Source organism: Colwellia piezophila ATCC BAA-637 (genome assembly GCF_000378625.1).
GTDB classification, from domain to species: Bacteria; Pseudomonadota; Gammaproteobacteria; order Enterobacterales; family Alteromonadaceae; genus Colwellia; species Colwellia piezophila.
Map to the genome: position 1 here is coordinate 329,646 of NZ_KB905161.1, position 21,367 is coordinate 351,012.

The window sequence follows — 21,367 nt, forward strand, 5'->3', positions numbered from 1 at the left end:
TAAAAACGTTAAAATTCAATGTGATAAAATAAAAACCAAGATTGGCACAGCACTTGTAATAGTCTAATCACAATAAGAAAAATAACAATTAGTATGAGCGAAACAATAATGTTTCGTAAACTAAAACACCTGGAGAATACCATGACTACAATTAAAACAACTCTTATCGCATTAGCTACCGCTGTTCCTGTTTTGGCTTTTAGCTTACCAAGTACCGCTGCTACTCCGTCATTTATTGACACTGCATTAGTTGAAGTATGTAAAGCAGCTCAAAGCAATAAAGTATTCAAATTGAAATCTACAATGAAATCTTACCGTTTACAGGAAAAAACTGTTGCCTTAAAAGTTATCTGTAATGGTGATGATATTATTACTTTTGCAGAAAAGAGTGGCGCAACAAAAACAGCCGCTAAATTACAAAGAAGTATTGGTGACGTTAGCATTATTGATGTAGCAGCGACTGATAAAATCAATGTAACCTTTACCGAGTCATAATTATGCGAGTAAACACTAGGGGCTGTTGAACTTTCAAATTATAACTCTGTTGCACTTGAAAAAGATGGCAGTTGAGGCGCTTAATATAATGTTTGGTTGTTCCAAATGCTTATTAAGCAACAAAAAGTGACGCTTTTTCAAGACAACCCGAAGGGCAATGGCTAATTTTCAACTTAACATCGTTGAAAATCGTTGAAGTAGAATAACTACATGGCACTCTTTTCGTCTTGTTACCTTAAAAATTAGCCTATTGCAGAGAGTAATTTGAAAGTTCAACAACCCCTGCACTTATTATAGTTATTAAAGCGTTATAATAAGTGCTTAGTTTTACCCCAATAATTTGGGGGTTACTTTCCCATCATAAAAGGTAGAGATAAAAGGTAGAGATAAAACCACTTCAACACCCTGACTCTTCTTTTGATAGGTTTGATGAGAGCCTTGATGATTACTTTGCTCTTAACTTGAGTGATTATCTATTTTAATCGAACCATTATGATTAAATAGAATTTGTCGGCACAGTGCTAAACCTATGCCACTGCCTTGAGGTTTTGTCGTATAAAAAGGTACAAAGACATTATCAAGATTAGCAATACCTGAGCCAAAAGCCCTTATAGAGATATGTTGCCAATTACCCTCTTCTTTACTGCTAACCTCAATGACTTTTTCATCAACATCACTCATCGCTTCAAGCGAATTTTTAAATAGGTTAATCAGTACTTGTTCAAGCTGGCTTTTATCTGCTTCAACCAGTAACTCGTTATGAAAAGCACAATGAATGTTGCAGCCCGGATAAAGTGTCGCAAGATTTTCAATCATTAATGCTAATTTTTAAACAGATATAAACTACATTTTCATTGAAGGCACATTAGACACAAACTAGAGTGTATCAATTTCAACACAGTGTTGAACACAGAGAGTCGCAGTTCTGATACAGGCGTCCTCTCAGTACTACCTACTCAAGCAGTAAGCAATTGATATAGAGAAAATTGATAAATCACTTAATCTTGTACTTCACCATAGTCGTGTCTACGCTTTTATATACATCCAGTGATTGTGAGACCTCATGACAATATTTTCCCCTAGCACTAGCCATAAAGTTGCTAATAACATTACTGATTTGATTGGCAATACCGACCTACTACGCATCAATAGCCTGAGTAACTTAACCGGTTGTGAAATATTATTAAAGTGTGAGCAGCAGAATCCGGGTGGTTCTATTAAAGACCGGGCGGCCTTACAGTTAGTAAAAGATGCCATAGAAAATGGCCATCTAAAAAGCGGTATGACCATTGTTGAGGGAACCGCAGGCAATACCGGAATTGGTTTAGCCCTTGTTGCCAAAGCCCTGGGTTTTAATATGCTAGCGGTAATGCCAAAAGGACAAGCGATAGAGAAAGAGCAAATGATCGCACTGTATAATGCACAACTATTGTTAGTTGATGCTTGCCCCTTTGCTGATCCTAAACATTTCTATCATACCGCCAAACAACTTGGTGAACAGCATGCGGATTATTGGTGGGCCGATCAGTTTGAAAATACCAGTAATTGTAAAGCCCATTATCTCAATACTGGACCCGAAATCTGGCAACAAACTCAAGGTAAGATTGACGTTTTGGTTTCAGTAGTCGGTACTGGTGGCACCATAGCAGGTAACTCAAGATATTTGTCAGAGCAGAACCCGCAATTACAAACTTGGTTAGTAGACCCCTACGGCTCAGGTATCTACCACTATTTAAAAACCGGCCAGTATCAAGCAAGTGGCAGTTCATTTACTGAAGGCATCGGCATTATGCGCTGTGTAGAGAATTTCCGTCAGGCCAAGATAGATAAAGCTATCAGCTTACCGGATCAAGATTTGGTGACAATTTCCCGAGAGCTCAGCCAACGTGACGGTATTTTACTGGGCAGCAGCTCTGCGTTAAACGTTGCCGGTGCGCTATATGCAGCAGCAAAAATGGGCCCGGGGAAAACTATCGTCACCTTTTGCTGTGATTTGGCAGAGCGCTCATATAGCAAACTTTACAATGCCGCGTTTTTAAAAGAAAAACAGCTCCGTACCGATCATGAAACCCTCGCCAGCATGTTTGAACGTTATCAAGCAGAGCCAGATAACGCGGTGATTACAGTGAGAGAAGTGAAATAACTAACACTAACGAGCCTAATCGAGTTCATTTTGCAAAAAAGATAAACATTGGGCATTATTGCCACGAAAAATTATTCTTTCGGCCTTTAGCCCTAATTGGTATTGATACATAGGATCATAGTATTCGCTGAGCAAAGGTTTTAACCAATCAAAATGATAGTGAAGTTGACCATTTTTCTGTTGGGTTAAGGCCGTACTCTGTATTGCCTTTAATTGGCCGTAACGCTCAGTACCAAGGCGCTTTCGTACTTTGAACAGGCCTTGCTCTAAATACTGACTAAAGGCGACAAAGCCTTGTTCAACACCATATTCAGCTTGGTATTGGGCTGTCATTTTTATGATATATTCTTGATAAATATGCTCAAGTCGATAATCTAAGCTTTCTTCAAGCACCACTAATGGCGCTAATGCCATGGCTTTACGTAAGCTCTCCGGTAAATGAATGCTGCCAATTGCCCTGCCTTCATCTTCTAAGAGCAAGGTTTGCTCTGAGTTATAGTTACCCGTGATATATTGTTCAACGAGCTTATTTTCAAAATTTATTTGATTTGATTGTCTGGTAACGAAGCCGCCAAAACTCGAACCTCGATGACCCGCTGCACCTTCTAAATCTAAACTGTTAACACAATGGCTTAGAAAAGGCGTTTTGCCACAGCCAGTATTGCCGGCTAAAATCATCAATGGCTGTAATGCTAATTTATCCAGTTCGTCCAGTAAAAACTGACGAAGGGCTTTATAACCACCAGTAAGCAGTGGGTAGTTAACTCCCGATTCCTTTAACCAACGCTGTACCGTTTGCGAACGTAAACCGCCGCGAAAACAATATAAATAACCTTGTGGGTTTTCCCGAGCAAAGTTTTGCCATTGTGCCAGCCGACTCGATTTTGTCTGCCCTGAAACTAAGCTATTGCCTAGAGTGATGGCAGCCGCTTGGCCATTATTTTTATAACAAAGGCCTACTTCCGCTCGTTCATCGTTATTCATCAGAGGGTAATTTATCGACTGATTAAAAGCGCCATTTTCAAATTCAATCGGCGCCCGTACATCCATTAAAGGAATTTTATTGCGAATAATAGTGCGAAAATCTGCGCTGTTGGCTCGTTCTATTGTTGAAGTATTGATGATCATTACAACAAGCTCACGGTTGGTGAAGTTGCCGCCACTAGCTCACCAATAGGTTCTAGGTTAAGGCCATTATCTAGACATAGCGCTTCAAATTCCTTCTGGCCTTGTGGTTGTACTGCCACCAGTAAACCGCCACTGGTTTGTGGATCGCACAAAAGTATTCTTTGCTTGGCGCTTAACGGCCCAACGTGCTCGCCATAACTGTCAAAATTTCGCTCACAGCCACCAGGTATGCAGCCTTGGTCAATGTAATCATTGACGAAGTCCATAAAGGGTACTTGCTCAAAATCGATAACAGCAGCAACATCACTGCCTTGACACATTTCCAATAGATGTCCTAAAAGTGCAAAGCCCGTGACATCAGTCATAGCCGTAACAACATCCAGTGCTGCAAATTTTTGTCCAATAGTATTTAAGGTTTTCATCACTTGCGGTGCTAGTTGTGTGTGTTCAGGTAACAGTTTCCCTTGTTTTTCGGCCGTGGTCATAATGCCAATACCTAACGGCTTCGTTAAATACAAAAGATCGCCAACCCCTGCGGTATTGTTTCGCTTAATCTGCGCATTATTGATCAGACCAGTAACGGCTAAGCCAAAAATAGGCTCAGGCGCATCAATGGAATGGCCCCCGGCTAACGGGATCCCAGCCTCAGCACAGATCATTCTTGCGCCATCAAGCACTTGTTGGGCTATTTCTGGCGCTAAAAGTTTTACTGGCCAGCCCAAAATAGCTATCGCCATTAGCGGCTTGCCACCCATGGCATAAATATCGCTAATGGCATTACAGGCGGCAATTTTACCAAAGTCAGTAGGATCATCGACAATGGGCATAAAAAAATCAGTGGTTGAGATCACGGCTTGATCATTACCAATATCGAAAACAGCCGCGTCATCTTTGGTGCTATTGCCCACTAAAAGTGCGTTATTCTCGGGCAAAGCCAGTGATGACTTTAGCATCACATCAAGTACCGACGGTGAAATTTTACAGCCACAGCCTGCGCCGTGTGAGTATTGGGTCAAACGAATATTTGTCATGATAGTAGGTACAATGAAGAAGCAGGAGACTAATTTACAGTAATAACTCCGCTGTTACACCTGTGGATTAATATTTATCTCCGTTGCAGTTCAAAGTGCGGGACTTCAATGGCAATTAAAATTGCTCAAGTACTCGGCAACATTCACCTTTATTGATGATTGGATTAGTTGTTGGAATAATTGTTGGTATTAGTAATTTAACTAATTTAACTAATTTAACTAATTTAACTAATTTAACTATGCCACCCATTATAACGTCAGGGCAATAACGGTAATCTAATTACGGTATTTATAACTTAATAAAAGACTCACTTATAAAACAAATGCGTCTTATCTAGCCATTCGCCATCAATATTTTTTATAACTAATACCTACGTGGTGAAATAGCATCGACAAAGTGCGTTATATCCATTTAGCCAGGTCCCGAATCTTGTGTAGTCCGTTTTAATTGGCTTGATAAGCCATTGATTCAACCTTATTTAGAGGTTTTAAACCAAATAAAAATCTAAGGGTATTAGATGGTTTAATAATAAACCAACAAATTACACTTGTGATTGAAAATGACAAAACGAAAAGTGAAATTATTTTCATCCAGAGTGGTACTTGCCAAGTAATAACATAATATCCAATTACGACGATGACGGTTTGATGAAAGATATAAAAAGGATAAATTAACTCATTACTAAGACGAAGCCATTTAGGTGTTTTTGTTAAATAAAACTGCGCATAACCTAAAAGAGTTAACAGTGCAGACCAAGCGACTAAGCAACATACTATCCACCAAATAGACCAACGCATATCTAATGATAAGTATTCACTAAGATCAGGTGAATAATAATAAGCATAAAAAAGTATGGTACTAAAGAACAATAACATTAGGTTATAAAACCGTTGTTCACCTACTGCTTGCCAAATACCTTTGTTGTGAATAAAGACCATACCAGCGATAAAAAAGAATAAATAAAAACTAGAGGATGATAAATTTTCAATTTTGTTGTCATCACTTGAAAATATTAAGGAAAAACACACTTTTATTACTATTAGTAATATAACCAGCAAATATAAACCAATTTTGTACCTTGATAATTTTTGCACTAAGTTAACAACAGTTGCGCCTAACGAAGAGCTAAAAAATTTATTTAAGGGAATAGCAAGCAAGAAAAAAACCAGAAGGTATTCAATAAACCAAAGATGATTTGTTTCGAACTTTAATGCAAGTTTAGGATACTCTTGCCAGTATGATTGCAGCTCTACAATATTTTCAATATAAGTCTGTGGAGGGATCACTAATAACGAACCCGCCAAAAGAGGAATAAAAAGCCTCAAAAATTTATCGAAGACAAATTTTTTCACTGTTATTTTTGATAACAAGATAACAGAGCCAACCCCTGAAATAAAAAATAAAATGGGCAATCTAAATTGCTCAAAATAAACCATAATGTCATCAAGTATCTTGCTTGAATCATTATTCATGATATGCCAGCTATCACCATTAAAAGGCATACACACATGATGAAGAAAGACTGCTAAAATCAAGATAACTCTTAACCAGTCTAATTCTGATAATCTTGAGTCGATTGTTTTACAATTATTTGTCAGCATAGTTTCTACCATTGGTGATAATTCAACATGGATAAACTAACTTGTTCTCAGGCTATAAAACACCCCCAAAGGCTTAACCGCTAGTATATAGGGATAAACGGTGGTATACAGGGATTAGAAATATCATTTACAATAAAAATATAATTAATGACACTATTATCTAGGTTTGAAAAGCATCCTCAGTTATATGAGCTACTATTTATTGCCTGTTATTTATTCATCAACAATACCATTAGTGCGACTTCTATTTTGATGGAAGCGAGTCGATTTGGACAAGAAATCCCCTTTCCTTTATGGCAACCTTTTGTTTGGGAATACTCAAGCGCACTAAGTGTAATTTTGTTGATTCCACTAGTTGTTTTACTGTTAAAAGCAGTACCGTTAACTTGGCAATTGGTTAAGAAAAACATTATCTGGCATATTATTGGCTCTATTGTATTCTCTTTACTGCATACGTTTTTAATGGTGCTATTTCGAAAAGTAGTTTATTTCAGTCAAAATTTACATTATGAATATGGCGAACTACCGATTGAATTATTTTATGAATATCGCAAAGACGTATGGACATACTTCTTTTTTATTACCATCATTTACAGCTTTAGATTTGTGACTAGTCGTTTGATAGGTGAAGCGCAACCTCTGCTCGATGGGGAGGGAAGTAATCTAAAACCTCCGCAGTTAGAACGTCTGTTAGTTAAAAAACTAGGTAAAGAATTCATTATCAAAATAAGTGATATTGAGTGGCTAGAATCGAGTGGGAATTATGTGAATTTGCATATCAAAAATCGAATTTATCCTACTCGTTCAACACTAGGTAACTTTATCGACCTAATTTCAGCACAAGGTTTTTGTCGTATTCATCGCTCTTATGGGGTAAACCTGAGTGCAGTAGAGTCAATTACATCACTGCCCAGCGGTGACTATGAAGTTAAGCTGAAAAATGAAAAAGTTTTAAACCTCTCTCGTCGTTATAGAGATGCTTTTAAAGCTAATTTAAGTTGAGCAGACTTTTCATTGTACTGAGTTATGCCAGGGTTATGTAAGTTTATAGGTTATATCTACTTATTTTTTGATATTGAACCAACAGCAGAAGTTTGGATTTGATTGCAATTAGCTTCTGCTTAGTTGACCAAGAGCTCATTAGCACTAATCGATTTTAGTACTAAAAATTGAAACTGTTACATCCACCGATTGAACTCAAACCACATTGCTGACCTTAGTTTTTAAGTTACTAACCACTGCTTTGATACGAAATCTAACCTTAGCTCATACTTTCATAACAGCAACTAATCCGACAATCTATGGACGTTATATAATGTCGAGGGCGGATTGACTGACCGGCTATTTTTATCACTTAAAAACACTGAACATGCTTGTTCATCTAGTAAAATGTAGATTAATGACTGGAATACAGGTTTATCATATCAATAATGGCGTGCTGGCAGACTTGGCAAAACTCAGTGGTACGGGTAAACATAATGCAGTTCATTTCACTGCGGTAATATCCTTTAGCGGCATAATTAGCCCCTTCAAACGCACCAATAACGCTATTATTTTCAGCTTTTGAAAACATAGCCTCAACAATATTTTGGTTGTCATGAAAAAGTTTGTCCATTTCACTTTCCGGTTTATTATCCTTACGCAATTGCGCTCTGATTTTTTGATACTGATAAGAATGTTGTTCATATTGCTGTTTAGGCCAACTCGTGGGTAAAGGCGTGCTTTTATCTAGTTTTTCCTGCCATTTAGTTTTGCCCGCAATGAGTGCAGTGACATTAGGTTCGTAAGGTTCAATAATATTTTTGGTCGTTGAATAAGCGACTGAGCTGGTATAATACTCATCGGCAAGTCCTGCAAAATGGTGTCCAAATTCATGGATAAATACATAGTTCGCCCAATCGCTATTAGCCGCAGCCGTTGAAAACAAACCAAAAATACCCCCTCCACCATAGGTATCATTATTGACCAGTATCTCAACAAAATCATAAGGTGCTGATGAAGCGATACGACGGAAGTTTCTATTATCAGAGGTCAATACATAACGTTCAGAACCAAAAGCATCATAGGTGACGCCCAATGGGCTATCACGGTAAGTACTTGTTGATGGACGAGACACACCAGATTTACTACTTATGGGTGCAATCGCCCAAATATTAAAATCTTTACGACGCTCTTTAAACGGACTGGTGGCAAATAAGGCTTCAGTCATCGCTTTTGCCGTTTTTTGGAATTTGCCGAGTTCCGCCACTGTATAGCCATCTCCCATGATCAAAATATCTACTTTTTCTTCAGGAGAACCATTTTGCTCAATAGCGATCACTTGTTGTTGATACATCGCTGATTCGCGATGATTCAAATAATGGTTAGGATCAATTTCTGTTTGCCAAACAACCTGAAACTGATGGTTATGATCACGCTTTTCTATGGTGATTTTTACTCTGTTTTCAGGTTGAGGAAAACGTAACGATTCATGAAAGGTCCGCTTTATTTTTTTAGCTTCACCGGTTGTTTCCCACTCGCCATAGATAGAACTAAAACTGCGGGTGAATAATACTTTATTGGTGGCTTTATCTTTAACAATAAAACGGTACTTGCCACGATTTAAAGTATCTAAGGATTGCGCTAAGGAACCTGGCCAGGCCAAGGGTTCAATGACGACCTGATCTAAAGAAAATATTTCCTGGTTTACATCGCCGGTATGATAAAAATCAACTCTAAGTGTTTGTACTTGAGCAAAACTTAAATTTGTCCAAAAGAGCATAGTAATAAGAAAAAATTTATCCATTTTAGTTCTCTATATATTAAGTTTTCTATACAGATCATACTAATAAAGAACTTAACAACAATCAATATTAACACAATAGCGGTTTTTCAATAATCAGAAAACCGAGCAATTCGACCTCAGGATAGTTGACTTCAAAGACAGAAGTTACTAGTAGATGAAAACGTGCTTTTAAGAGACCACTAACTTATGCTTGGTTATGTCATAACACCAATTGTAAACAATCGCATAAATAATGAAGAATATGATCATGCCGATATCTAGGATTAATGCCGTAATAAAGTCCATATCAAACATCCACATTATTAGAGGTAAAGTAACAATCAATAGACCAAGTTCGAATACCGTAGCATGGCCCATACGCATGAAAAAAGAACGTTCAATTCTATTGGTGCCGAAGTGTTTATCAAAAATCAGATTGTAAACATAGTTCCAACACATCGCTGTTAAACTTAATACTACCGCTAAGCCAGTTACGCTGCTCATATCAAGGTCACTAAAAAAACTACCTAACGGGATTAATAGACTTAACGCGATCACTTCAAATAATATACTGTGAAAAATACGTTCCTGGGTCGACATAAAAATTTCCTCTGAAAAACAATTGCCAATGATTATATTTGAAATTAAGATATATAAAAGTTAGTTACCATCGGTTTTACAGATATGTTGAGTCTACAACAACTGAAAGTTTTTATCGTTTGCGCTGAGCTCGGCTCCTTTTCTGCTGCTGCACGAAAATTAGGTAAGGCCCAGTCAGTGGTTAGCCAAGCTATTGCCAATTTGGAAGTCGACTTAGGGTTGTCGTTGTTTGATCGCAGTACTCGAAAGCCGACGTTAACCAAACAGGGAGTAAAACTATTAGCGCATGCGCAAGCAACTTTAATACAATCACAGGAGCTTGAATCCGCCGCATTAGCACTAGCTGCGGGAGATGAAAGTGAGCTTACCTTAGTTGTTGACCCAGCACTTTTACTGCCTAAGCTGTACCAGGTATTGCAGGATTTTTGTCTACGCTACCCTGCAACTAACATCATCCTAAACATTGCCAACAGTGACGACATTGCACAAATCGTAGAAGCGCAGGATGCTCAGTTTGGCCTAAAATTAATTGATACTTTGATGCCAACGGGTGTTGAACTTGGCTTGGTTGGTCATTTACCCTTTTTCGTCGTGGTTCATCCCAAGCACCCACTTGCGGAACTAGCCAGTGTATCAAGAGCTGAACTAGCAAAATATACCCAACTATTGGTACGTAGCGCTGAAAAGAAAACTATTTCGATGTTACCAGAAATATCACCTAAGAAATTCTGGTCTAATGATTTTGAAGCATTAAAATGTATGGCTGAATATAAACTTGGTTGGTGTTACCTACCGGCTCATATCGCACAACCGCCAATAGATAACGCTAGCTTAATTCGTTTGCCTGTTAACTTTGATATAAAAACATGGACGATACCCGTTGACCGAGTCATGCCACTTGATACCGCGAAAAGTTCCGCTTTATTGTGGTTAGCTGAAGCATCTGAGAGTTTATTTGATGACTAGTCATAGTGGCTAGTGACAAGGACTACTTACTTTAATGTAAGTAGTCCTGCCATGCGTAGAACAATGGCATTACTTATTTATAAAACTTCGAAGATCCTGCGAGCAGTCAAATGCTTAACCTGAACTCGGTTTAACAAATAGTTAACTGTTTGGATATATTGGCTAAGTTATCCACGCCATCGCTAACTCGATACTTGTGCTTAGTTCAAGGCGCAATTTACGCGTCAATAGCTAGTCTATTGCAAGTGAATTCAACGCAGAAGTAGGTAAAAGTAGCGGTTAGAGAAACAGTTGTTAGGCTAGGCTAAGCTCAGCTTACTTACCAATCGACACTCGGCTTGCCTTCTTGGCAGACGGGACACTTACGTCGATGTATTTCTGATGTTTTAGCGCCATAAACCTCACCACAATCTCCACATGCCATTTTGTAAGTTACCTGCTGCTTGTCAGTGTTATCCAGATTTCTGCTGCCTAACACTTTTTGATTGTTACTATTCTCATAATTTATTTGCGTGGTTTTAGTTGCGCCACTGACAAACAAATCATTACTAACACTCTCTTCAGAAGTAGACTTTATCTCGACAACCTCATCATCAGATGCATCTTGCTGAGGCTCATTCTGTGGCTCATGACTGGCTTGTTTTTCATCATCTATAGTCCACTTAAAAGGCACTCTATCTTGCTTTGTATCTCGCCAAGCATTCCAAGCTTTAAAACCTCCGAGCCATAAGCCAAGTTTGGCTAGCTCATTTAATGCAGGGATTTTATTTACCTCGTTACCTATATTTTTAAATAGCTCATCCCAACCGGATTGAGTTGATATTGTTTCATCCCATAGCGGATTATTATTCTCATCTAAGCTATATATGCCATTGTAGCGATAGCCATAATCATGGATAAGACCAGGAACAAGTAGCAAACCAATCGGACTTAACAAACCCCAAAGTGGTTTAGGTATTGAGGCGCCATCAAATTCAAACCCGGCATGAATAGCATACTTTTTGCCTTTATATTTATAAATAAAAGCTTGCTCTACGCGCCAACGTCTTACCTGAAAGACCCAAACGAGCACTTTATTGAGCAAGGTTTTTTGATTGGCTGTGGGTATAGGGATAGGACGCAACACGGGCATATTAGCCATGTTAACAAGCGTCTTAGCCGTGGCTAATTCTTTCTTTTTACCTTGTAGCAGCGCTAAAAGTACAAGATAAGCAACGAAAATACCGGTAACTATAATGCCAAAAAAATCGACAAAGAAATCAAACATTTCGAACTCCATTCCGTTTAGGTCACATATTAAACGATTATCATTTAATTTTCATACTACGTCTATAGTTAACCACTGATTTTTAATGGTTTTATATTCCTTTGACAACTCCATGTTTACCGAATCAATTTAGCCTAACCGTTACCGCTATTTACCACACCTAAGTCGTTATATTTTTAGTTACTAGCCACTGCTTTTAGCCGTCATTAGTAACGAGTCAAAATCATCCCACCAAACGCTCATTTAGATACGAAAGCTGAGCTTTCAGTTTTCAATATGAAAAATTTTCAATGCGTTAAGCGATAGCTAACAACTCGTTAATCCTAACGTTCGCTGCCGTTGGTATTTAATTCCTAAACGGCAATTCACAGTCTATTTCGTTCATAAATTGCTTGTTAAAACCAACTTCTAAAGCAGCCACTTAGATAACAGAATTGGACGTTGACTAATTTCATGTTAAGAGAAACATTCAGTTAAAGTCTTGTTATAAAATCAAGGTTCACCTTACTTCACAACAAAAATAACTATCCATGTTTTATCGAGTATCAGTGATTTGATTCAGCAAAGGAATGCGTTTGTGTAGGTTGGTTAAATCTTTCATTGCATTTAAAGACGATCGTCTTTAAACTGCCATCGAGTAAAAATACAACAGGTTATTAATCAATGGCAAGACCTAGAAAAAATGATCATTTAAAACAAAAGCTACTAGAGACAGGTATGCGTTTATTAATTGATAACGGCTACCATGGCACAGGTATCAAACAAATTCTTGATGCAGTGAATGTACCTAAAGGGTCGTTTTACAATTTTTTTACCAGTAAAGAACAGTTCGTTTCAGAAATTATTAGTTATTATTCAACAGTCATTTCCGAAGAGTTTTCCGTTTTTTTGAAAACGTTTAACAACGAATCTGCGATTATTACTTTTTGGTTATGCTTTCAAGAGAAAGTGAATGCTAGTGAAAATTGTACTTGTTTAATCGGTGCTATGGCATCAGAAATTGCACAGTCTAGCGAGTTATGTCGCTGTACTATCATTGACGCTGAAGCAGCCTGGTTATCAACACTGACGTTATTATTAAACAGTGCTCAACAACAAGGTGATGTTCGTAATGATCTGAAAGCAGAAGATTTAGCCTTATCTTTTTATAATCATTGGCAAGGTTGCTTACTTGAATTTCAAGTGAGCAATAACCCAGAGATTGTTTTGCACCGTTTAGCTACCTTTATTCGTTTACTATTAACAACTCAAGGGCATACAAAGCTTGCCTCTTGCTCTCATTATTTCAAGGATAACCTTAATGTCTAATACCAGACTACTTACTTCATCAATTGCTCTTACCGAAAATGTTTCTGCTAAAAATCGATTATTTAAATCCGCTATGAGTGAACAGCTAGGGGACAAGAATTTTGCACCAACACCTCAACTTGTTCATCTTTTCGATGTTTGGTCAAAAGGTGGGACAGGTGTATTGATCACAGGGAATGTGATGATAGATAGAACCGCTTTAGGTGAACCTAAAAATGTAGTACTTGATAAAAAATCTGAATTATCACTGTTTAAACAATGGGCTGAAGCCGGAACACAAAATAACACCCAATTATGGATGCAACTTAATCATCCAGGAAAACAAAGCCCAAAATTCTTAAGCACTGAACCTGTAGCACCATCTGCTATTCCACTAGCGAAAGCCTTACAAAGTGGCTTTAATACACCGAGAGCGCTTAGTGAAAAAGAAATATTTGCTATCATCGAAGATTTTGCATTTGCCGCTGAAAAAGCACAAGAAACAGGATTTTCTGGTGTACAAATTCATGGTGCTCATGGTTATTTAGTCAATCAGTTTTTATCGCCTCATCACAATCGCCGCGAAGACAAATGGGGAGGTAGCTTAGAAAATAGAATGCGCTTTGTACGTGAAATTTACCAAGCGATTAGACTGCGTGTGGGAAATAACTTTCCTATCGGTATAAAACTAAATTCTGCTGATTTTCAAAAAGGTGGCTTTAGTCCCGAAGACTCAATTCAAGTAATGAAAACTCTGCAAGAGGACGGCATAAACTTGATTGAGATTTCAGGGGGAAATTATGAAAAACCCGCAATGATGGGTGGTAAAGTTAAATCGAGTACTGAAAAGCGTGAAGCATACTTTTTAGAATATGCTGAAAAAGCCAAAGAAGTATTAACAATTCCATTGGTAGTAACGGGCGGTTTTAGATCGGCATCCGCTATGGAGGCTGCGCTTAAGTCAGGTGCCACAGATATGATTGGTATTGCCCGCCCATTAGCGGTTGATCCTAATGTATCTAATAAGTTACTCACAAACGAATCCCATAAAATACATTTGAAAACGTTAACCACGGGCGTTAAAACCCTAGACTTTATGGCGATGTTAAATATTACTTGGTACGAACATCAACTCAGCCGCATAGGCAATAAAAAAGCCCCTAAACCCAATATGAGCGCATGGCTCTTGGTAATAAAAACAATTTCAACTATTGGATTAATTGCGTTTAAAAAACGTCGAGCTTAAACATTATTCGAACAACATTTACAGGCTTGAAAGTCGATGGGGGACTAGATGTATTAGATCATCTTGGTTCTTTATTTGTTGAAACTGCCGCTGCGTGGTATTTAGTGACCTTTTGAAAAGATGATTTAATCGGTTGTTATTTACTCTGATGTAAGGATCACTTTGTGCTGTGAATTCAAATGACCAACGTAACATATTCTATTATTAGGTAATTAATTGCTAGATACTTACAGACTACTTTTGTCTTCATCAGGCCCAATGGCCTCACGATAATGTGACTTCCATTTTGCAGTATAGATAAATTAGTGATGTTATTTACCGATTATCCAACCGTTTAAAATGGTAAGTTAAATTAACATTAATACTCATTGTTTAACTAAAAATCATACTAAATTTTTCTATTGGTTTTCTATACTATAAGAAAATAGAAAACCAATAAGACTTCTTTTCAGTGAATTCAATAATATCTTCTTATCAATTTAATAAGGAGATATTATGAAAAAAATCATCACCACTTTAGCTATCGGGTTCAGTACAAATCTATGGGCAAATTCGCTGCCAATAGAACCCGTGTTAGTGCCTATAGTAGAAGCAACAAAAAACATAAATATTCAAATGGGTAAGTACGAAGTTACTGTTGAAGAGTTTACTCGTTTTGTTAACGCAACAGATTATAAAATGTCAGGTAAATGTTATTTATATAACGCTAAACATCTACCTTCCGACGGTACCGGTACCGCGAATGATAAAGACTTAACAGCAAATCCTTTTCGACCTATGGTATGTATTGGTCCGTATGGTGCAATGGATTATGCAAACTGGTTAGCAAAAACCACAGGAAAACCCTATAGATTACCCGAAAAAAATGAATGGCTGTATGCCTCATCCGAAGGTAAATCAAGTCGCTTTGCTTTTGGCGACGATTTTAACTACACCGAAATGTGCGACTATGAAAATATTGAAGATGCAGCGAATAGTGCGGGATTAAAACAACATCATAATTACAGAAATAGAATCAGTGCTAACTGTAATGATGGCGCTATCTATCACACTGTTGTGGGTATGTATCGTCCAAATAGTTTTGGTTTACATGACATGATGGGTAACGTGAGAGAGTTTCTGCAAACTTGTCATGTATTTAATAAAAAAGAGCCTAAGCAATGTCAGGAGTATGTATTAGCTGGCAGTGGTTGGCATTGGATGCCAAGACCTACCGATGTATTCGACAGTATGGGTGGTAACTTTGTTGGCAGCATTGAAGGCTTTCGTGTAGTACTTGATAGCTCGACAAAACATTCTCAATCGGTACAAACTAAAACCTTTGTTAACAACTTAGTGGTAGCCCAACATGACGAAAAACACGAGCATGATAGGTTAAAATCTTTACCGACAAGCCCCCCCGGATTATATGCAAAACTGGAGGGGGAAAATCAAGTGAACCTCAGTTGGTTACCGAGCACCGGTGAAAGTGTGAGTTATTCTTTGTATCGTAGCTATCTAGATCCCAGTGCAAAAATAAGTCGAAAAATGACTAAAATAGCCGAAGGCATTAAGGCGCTCTACTATGTTGATAATTTACCGAGCGATAGTGCGGCAAGTTATCAAGTATTTGCAGACAATGAGATAGGACAAAGTCAGGCAAGTAATGAAGTGAGTATTGGAAAACATCCAGTGTTTCATGTTGATGAACGAATTCAAGCGGAGTTTTATAACCAATATCGCAACACTAAAATATTTGAGAAAGAGCAACAACAAAGTGTTCTTTTCGATGGCAATGCAGGCGATAACATGCAAAATCAACGGCCATTTGTTCCATCATGGTTAAAGTATGATTTTAACAGTAAAAATACAGGCCAAGCGATGCTAAAAATGAACATTCGTGGGCAACAAGGGGCTATTATTGAGTTTTGGCAAGGTAAACATTTAGTGGCAAAAACAGCGATTGAGGGCGGTGAAAATTATGCTGAGCAAAACATTCCTGCTCGATTGATGGCCGGAGATGAGCCGATACAAATTCGTGCCGCCAACAAACTATATTTTATACTTGATTGGTTTGAACTACGTTACCAATAAGCTAAAGGTATAACGGCGCTAGGCTAAGATTTCAATTACCTAGCGTTTGTTAAATAATGACTAACACTGCTATTCTTTATCCATTTTTTTCATCTGATCATTCAGCCACGCTTTCAAAGCATTGCGTTCTAAATAGTCCATATACTCTGCTTGTATTTTTGGGGCATGGCTATTTAGCTGGTATAGCCCAAAAGCTGCATGGACAGCCATATGAGTATTGTGCTCTAATCGCGCTAATTCAAAGGCCTTTAAAAAATACTGGCGCGCTTCATTTTTGTTATCAGTGGCATGATGTAACTTGGCTGTTAACACCAGAGAATCTGGAGATTCAGGTCGGCTTTGCAAAAGCGACCTGGCTAAGTCGAAATCTTTTTGTACTATGTATTGCTCGATGAGTAACTCAGTTGAATGTTCAATAACCCAGGTATTATGAATTGTTCTAGGTAGAAGTAATATTTTCTCCAAATAAGGTAATGCCTTACTGTTATCTTTGGTGAATATCACGAAGTGATAATAGACGACAGCGAAATTAGATTCATTTAGCTTATGTTTCAGTAACAGAGCTTGCGCTTCATTTAGGTGAGCATATTTTTTGTGTCCGTCACCGGCTTTTTTAGCCAGTATTGAATAGGTAATATGTAACTGGAACAAACTTAGCGTGTCAACGTGTTTCTGACTAAATTCAAGACCTTGCTCTAGTATTTTAAACATTTTTTCAAAATCGTGTAGCTCTTGAGCTACCCACGCTCTGGCACTTATGTTTTCATATTTCAAAGCCCACAATGGTGTATCAGCTAATATAGATGATACTTTCTTTAAACTATTCGAGGCTAGTTTATATTTTCGATGCGCCTTATAAATATCACTCATTAGTCGCTGTGCCTTAGCTCGATAAGGACTAAAACCATAGGACTGGTCTGCATTAGCTAGCTTTTGTGCATAAGTCATTGCCACTTCCAGCTGTTTTACATCAAAATAATGATTTGCTAACCGGAATAGTAAATCCGGATCATTAGGTGAGGTTTCCATCATCGATGTCATTGTGCTGATATTTAACTTAATATTTGGCTTGGTAAATAAACCAAGTTGATCTAGCTCGATTAAGCGTTCTGACAATTTTTGAGTAACTTGTTCATGAGTTTTTCCAAATACATAACCACGCCAATAAACGTCGCCATTTGATACCCCATAATTTAAGAAAACTCCGTTTGAAGAAGCGAAATTTTCTGTCCATAACAACCACTCATTATCCGGAATACTCGATAACTTCCATGTTAGTTTCGGGGTATGAAAGGATTGTCTAGATGAATGATTGACAGTGGTATATTTGACCTCAAACCTGTTATCTTTGAGGATATTTTTCTTAACTAACTCAGTAAAATTTTCTGAATGTTGAGAATTTGCTTTGGTACTATGTACAAGGTGTAATATTACTTGTTCTTTTAGTGTAAATGTTTGAAAAAGGTAAACAACTATTGCTAACAAAACAGCTAAAAAGTAAATAAGCCAGTGCGACTTTACCAACGAGCTAGAGGCTTTATCCGCCTTAATTATAGTTGGTTGTACGTCTACCGTTGCAACTTTCTGTAATGGTATTTCCCACTTATAACCTTTTTTAGAAAAAGTCTTAATAGCATCAGAGCCCAAAATGGCTCTAAGTTGGCTGATGGTTTGAAAAACAACTTGTTCAGAGACAATTTTGTCCTGCCAAACAGCGTCCATAATTACATCTTTGCTGTGAATACCGTCAGGATTAGTGATGAAGAAATCTAATAATAGTGCTTGGTTACGTTTCAGCGGAATAATTTCTTCATGTTTATAAAGGATGAGTTGATCGCGTAAGAAACGGTATTCTGAAAATTTAACGTCCATATAATTATTGCTTAAGGAACTCATTACTATAGATGATTTTAATGGTGACTAACTTAGCATAGTAATGCAAATATGTAGAAAAATAATATCCGTATGAACTAGGCACATGATTTGAGCATCCTAATGATGGTCTTGTTCTAACTACAAGAACTATAATACGTACAGACAACTCATAAAAATTAATGAGTAAAACGTCCGTTTTCGTATCACTGTGACCATAAAAAACCGTCAATATAAACCTAGCTAATGAGCGAAATAGGCTCACAGTCATAAGCATTAAATATAATGTCTTCTTTTAGCGAAAATAGTCATGATCTCATCAGTTATTATGAGTGGCTTAATAAGTTAATGCATCACGGCATGCACACAGATATCGATAGCAAACACTTGAGACAACTGACATAGTCATTTTCAATTCAAGTGCGCCTATGCTCGAAACTAATACCTGACTCTTCACTTACCCAACCATACTACATCCAAGACTTGCCTGAGCTTTCTACAACCCGCAGCGCTTCGTCAACCCAGTCATACGCGAGTGACTCGTCTATAAATGGTACCGTTTGTGAGCCTGAAGCTAGAATTAAACTAATACTTGCCAGTGCTTTGCGTTTTGAAAACCAACTTTGTTTAATACTCGTTTGCTGTACTTTATAACGAGGGAAACAATAATAATCAACACCCAATAAACCTTTACGAATATAGATATAATGCTCATCTTGGGCGAATCCCCAGCGACGCCAACGACAATAAATCAGCGCAGTTAGGACGCTAAATATCCCCGAAATCAGCCAAAGTAACATGGTTTTTTCAATAACAAACACAAAAATACTGAGTAGCATAAAAATTGGCAGTAAAATATAACCAATATTGCGTAATAAAAAATGCTTGCTGATCGATTGGTAATCAATGCTCATTAATTGATTATTCGGATACGCATCGGCAATTAACGCTTGGCATTCATGGTATTTAATCGCTGGTACAATAATTTTATTGTTATGCGCCCCCGGCTGAATATTTTGCATATTGGCATTACTTTGCTCAAATTTTAAGTTGATGCGCTTTAATAATATATCGAGCCAATCTTGCTGTTTTACCACCATTTGTAACCGTGATAAGCGCATAGTCACTTCATGTTTGGTTAATAAACCACTGCGCCGAATGTAGCGATCATCAATTTTATGCAGGGTAAAATTATAAAAACTGATAATAGCGCCGGCTATCGAAAATAACGTTACCGTAAATAATGCCAATAAAGTTAACGTCAGCGCAAATAAACCAACTTGCCACCAAGGTTTGTCTGCCACCGTTAATAACTGCTCAATGTCTATGCCGAGATAAAAAAATGCACGCACACCATACTCGGCAATATCATCAAGAAATGGCGCCAGTAGCCCTAAAAAAATCCATACGCGATTACTGCTAATACCATGAATGACTAAATCTTTTAACGAACGTCGATTTAATAATATTTCAGCGCTGTCGCTAACACTCGGTTGGGTCGACTTATCTGTCTCAGCAGCTGCTTCTGTCATTGGAGCTTGCTGGTAACTGGCAAGAATTTCCGCTTTTAACTGCTCGGCAAAATCAACCTTTAAAGCGACCACTTTTGCTTCTTGTTTGGCCGAACCCGCGGTATCGAGTTGCAAACAAGTATAAGCAAACGGCCGGTAATAAATTGGCTGCTCTAATTTTACGTTTTGAATGCGACTAAAAGGCAAGTTGATATGTGTTTTTGAGAAAACCCCTGAGCGAATTTCGATATGACCATTAGATAAGCGGTATTGAAAAAAGTAAAACTTTAACAAGGTCACCGCAACCATTATGCTGAACAGCAGTAAACCGACCGGTAACCAAATATGGGGATGCGCTAAAATTTCGTTGTAACTCAGTAAAACCGCTGGCGCAATATAAACCACATTGCTGAACAGTGTGGTGATGAGTTTGGCGGCAAAATAAAGTATCGCGATAGGCGATAAACGTTGCCACTGCTGCGTATTCATCTCAGTTCTTGGCTCTGAAAAACTTGTCTCTGACACACTAGCATCAACTGAATACGGCTCAGCAACCTCGTTAACATCAACCGTATGACCATTAATAACATTGTCGCTCTCTTGCTTATGTTCCGTCGCTATAATGCTTTTATCCATGACGATTACTGTCTTTGTGATCAAGAATAAACTGGCGAATTTTCTGCGCCTCTGCGATAGGCAACCCCGGTATTTCAAAGGTATGTAAAGCACCACCGGCACTGAAAACCTGCAGCTTAGCTAGGCCTATTTTTCGATCAATAGGCCCTCTTTTTAATTCCACATGCTGAATGCGCAATATGGGTTGGCTCACTGTTTTATAAAAAATAAGACCCGAGCTATAACTAATATCATGCTCACGTAGCGCATAAAATTTAACCTTGTCAGCATAAGTACCGTATAAGGTCACAACAAAACCGAGTGTGGCAATGATTAAAATAACAACGGGAAATAAAGATAATAAACGGGCATTAATCGAGATAAAATCTTGCTGAGGCGCTAACCACCAAACAATAGCTAAAGCAGATATAAGTACCAAGGTAGTGCTTAAACGAAGATAACGATTTGCCTGAGCATAATTACGGGCAATACCCTTTTGTTGTAACTGCTTAACCGACGGCGCAACTAAGTTATCTACCCCGTGGTTAGTAAAGTTATTTTGCGTTATCTGGCTTGGTTCGGTATGACTTAAATCAATATGTTCGGGGTTAAGTGCTGACATAATACTCCTTATTAATAAGCGGTTTGCTAAGAAATGATTGATAATAACTATTTATGGTAGAAAGTCTTAATAAAAACTGCTGGCAAATTAAAGCCAGCTTGGGACACCATTAACTTTGGTTTAACTATGCTGGTTTAACTATGCC

17 protein-coding genes are annotated in these 21,367 nt (G+C 37.9%); 7 read left to right on the forward strand and 10 right to left on the reverse strand.

Annotation, left to right across the window (positions count from 1 at the left end; genetic code table 11):
* The first annotated feature begins 141 nt into the window (after nt 1–141).
* Nucleotides 142–495: a DUF3718 domain-containing protein gene (locus F580_RS0104725; protein WP_019026543.1), complete on the forward strand. Its 354-nt coding sequence runs from the start codon at nt 142–144 to the stop codon at nt 493–495.
* Between the two features lie 456 nt (nt 496–951).
* Here F580_RS0104725 and F580_RS0104730 read toward each other — a convergent pair whose 3' ends face one another.
* Nucleotides 952–1,311, reverse strand: a complete 360-nt coding sequence (locus tag F580_RS0104730) for an ATP-binding protein (RefSeq protein WP_019026544.1) — start codon at nt 1,309–1,311, stop codon at nt 952–954.
* A gap of 247 nt (nt 1,312–1,558) precedes the next feature.
* On the opposite strand from F580_RS0104730, the gene F580_RS0104735 reads away from it, so the two are divergent.
* A complete protein-coding gene (locus F580_RS0104735) occupies nt 1,559–2,638 on the forward strand; it encodes a cysteine synthase A (protein WP_019026545.1) in 1,080 nt (359 codons plus the stop codon).
* A 15-nt stretch (nt 2,639–2,653) separates the two neighbouring features.
* On the opposite strand, the gene mnmH is transcribed toward F580_RS0104735, so the two are convergent.
* The 3 genes from mnmH to F580_RS0104750 all read right to left on the reverse strand — a co-directional run bounded on the left by mnmH (nt 2,654) and on the right by F580_RS0104750 (nt 6,399).
* Nucleotides 2,654–3,766 (reverse strand): tRNA 2-selenouridine(34) synthase MnmH, encoded by a 1,113-nt coding sequence (mnmH, locus tag F580_RS0104740; RefSeq protein ID WP_019026546.1) that lies wholly within the window; start codon nt 3,764–3,766, stop codon nt 2,654–2,656.
* Nucleotides 3,766–4,800, reverse strand: coding sequence for a selenide, water dikinase SelD (gene selD / locus F580_RS0104745; protein WP_281167209.1), 1,035 nt, complete (start codon nt 4,798–4,800; stop codon nt 3,766–3,768). Before selD ends, mnmH begins: the two co-directional genes overlap by 1 nt.
* Before the next feature lie 441 nt (nt 4,801–5,241).
* Complete coding sequence (locus F580_RS0104750; RefSeq protein WP_019026548.1) at nt 5,242–6,399, reverse strand: acyltransferase family protein; 1,158 nt, start codon at nt 6,397–6,399, stop codon at nt 5,242–5,244.
* Nucleotides 6,400–6,546: 147 nt separating this feature from the next.
* Between F580_RS0104750 and F580_RS0104755 the strand changes: the two genes are divergently transcribed.
* Nucleotides 6,547–7,401 carry a LytR/AlgR family response regulator transcription factor gene (locus F580_RS0104755; protein WP_019026549.1) on the forward strand — a complete coding sequence of 285 codons (855 nt, stop codon included), beginning with the start codon at nt 6,547–6,549 and terminating at the stop codon, nt 7,399–7,401.
* A 394-nt stretch (nt 7,402–7,795) separates the two neighbouring features.
* On the opposite strand, the gene F580_RS0104760 is transcribed toward F580_RS0104755, so the two are convergent.
* Together F580_RS0104760 and F580_RS0104765 are read right to left on the reverse strand one after the other, a co-directional pair.
* The gene (locus F580_RS0104760) at nt 7,796–9,184 is read right to left on the reverse strand and encodes an IgA Peptidase M64 (protein ID WP_019026550.1); all 1,389 of its coding nucleotides are present in this window, start codon (nt 9,182–9,184) and stop codon (nt 7,796–7,798) included.
* 168 nt (nt 9,185–9,352) lie between these two features.
* The gene (locus F580_RS0104765; protein WP_019026551.1) at nt 9,353–9,763 is read right to left on the reverse strand and encodes a PACE efflux transporter; all 411 of its coding nucleotides are present in this window, start codon (nt 9,761–9,763) and stop codon (nt 9,353–9,355) included.
* Nucleotides 9,764–9,847: 84 nt separating this feature from the next.
* Here F580_RS0104765 and F580_RS0104770 point away from each other — a divergent pair, with 84 nt between their 5' ends.
* Nucleotides 9,848–10,729, forward strand: coding sequence for a LysR family transcriptional regulator (locus F580_RS0104770; RefSeq protein WP_019026552.1), 882 nt, complete (start codon nt 9,848–9,850; stop codon nt 10,727–10,729).
* A gap of 319 nt (nt 10,730–11,048) precedes the next feature.
* Here F580_RS0104770 and F580_RS25400 read toward each other — a convergent pair whose 3' ends face one another.
* Entirely contained in the window at nt 11,049–11,996 is a 948-nt protein-coding gene (locus F580_RS25400) for a DUF1353 domain-containing protein (protein ID WP_019026553.1), read from the reverse strand.
* Between the two features lie 663 nt (nt 11,997–12,659).
* Here F580_RS25400 and F580_RS23975 point away from each other — a divergent pair.
* The 3 genes from F580_RS23975 to F580_RS0104795 all read left to right on the forward strand — a co-directional run bounded on the left by F580_RS23975 (nt 12,660) and on the right by F580_RS0104795 (nt 16,602).
* Nucleotides 12,660–13,304 (forward strand): TetR/AcrR family transcriptional regulator, encoded by a 645-nt coding sequence (locus F580_RS23975; RefSeq protein WP_019026554.1) that lies wholly within the window; start codon nt 12,660–12,662, stop codon nt 13,302–13,304.
* Entirely contained in the window at nt 13,297–14,529 is a 1,233-nt protein-coding gene (locus F580_RS0104790; protein WP_019026555.1) for an NADH:flavin oxidoreductase/NADH oxidase family protein, read from the forward strand. The genes F580_RS23975 and F580_RS0104790 overlap by 8 nt, the downstream gene beginning before the upstream one ends.
* Nucleotides 14,530–15,024: 495 nt before the next feature.
* Nucleotides 15,025–16,602 carry a formylglycine-generating enzyme family protein gene (locus F580_RS0104795; protein ID WP_019026556.1) on the forward strand — a complete coding sequence of 526 codons (1,578 nt, stop codon included), beginning with the start codon at nt 15,025–15,027 and terminating at the stop codon, nt 16,600–16,602.
* Nucleotides 16,603–16,671: 69 nt separating this feature from the next.
* On the opposite strand, the gene F580_RS25405 is transcribed toward F580_RS0104795, so the two are convergent.
* From F580_RS25405 to F580_RS0104810, 3 genes are all read right to left on the reverse strand, one after another.
* Nucleotides 16,672–18,474: a winged helix-turn-helix domain-containing protein gene (locus F580_RS25405; protein ID WP_019026557.1), complete on the reverse strand. Its 1,803-nt coding sequence runs from the start codon at nt 18,472–18,474 to the stop codon at nt 16,672–16,674.
* 470 nt (nt 18,475–18,944) lie between these two features.
* Complete coding sequence (locus tag F580_RS0104805; protein ID WP_019026558.1) at nt 18,945–20,621, reverse strand: PH domain-containing protein; 1,677 nt, start codon at nt 20,619–20,621, stop codon at nt 18,945–18,947.
* Nucleotides 20,614–21,222 (reverse strand): PH domain-containing protein, encoded by a 609-nt coding sequence (locus F580_RS0104810; RefSeq protein WP_019026559.1) that lies wholly within the window; start codon nt 21,220–21,222, stop codon nt 20,614–20,616. The genes F580_RS0104805 and F580_RS0104810 overlap by 8 nt, the downstream gene beginning before the upstream one ends.
* Between the last annotated feature and the right edge of the window lie 145 nt (nt 21,223–21,367).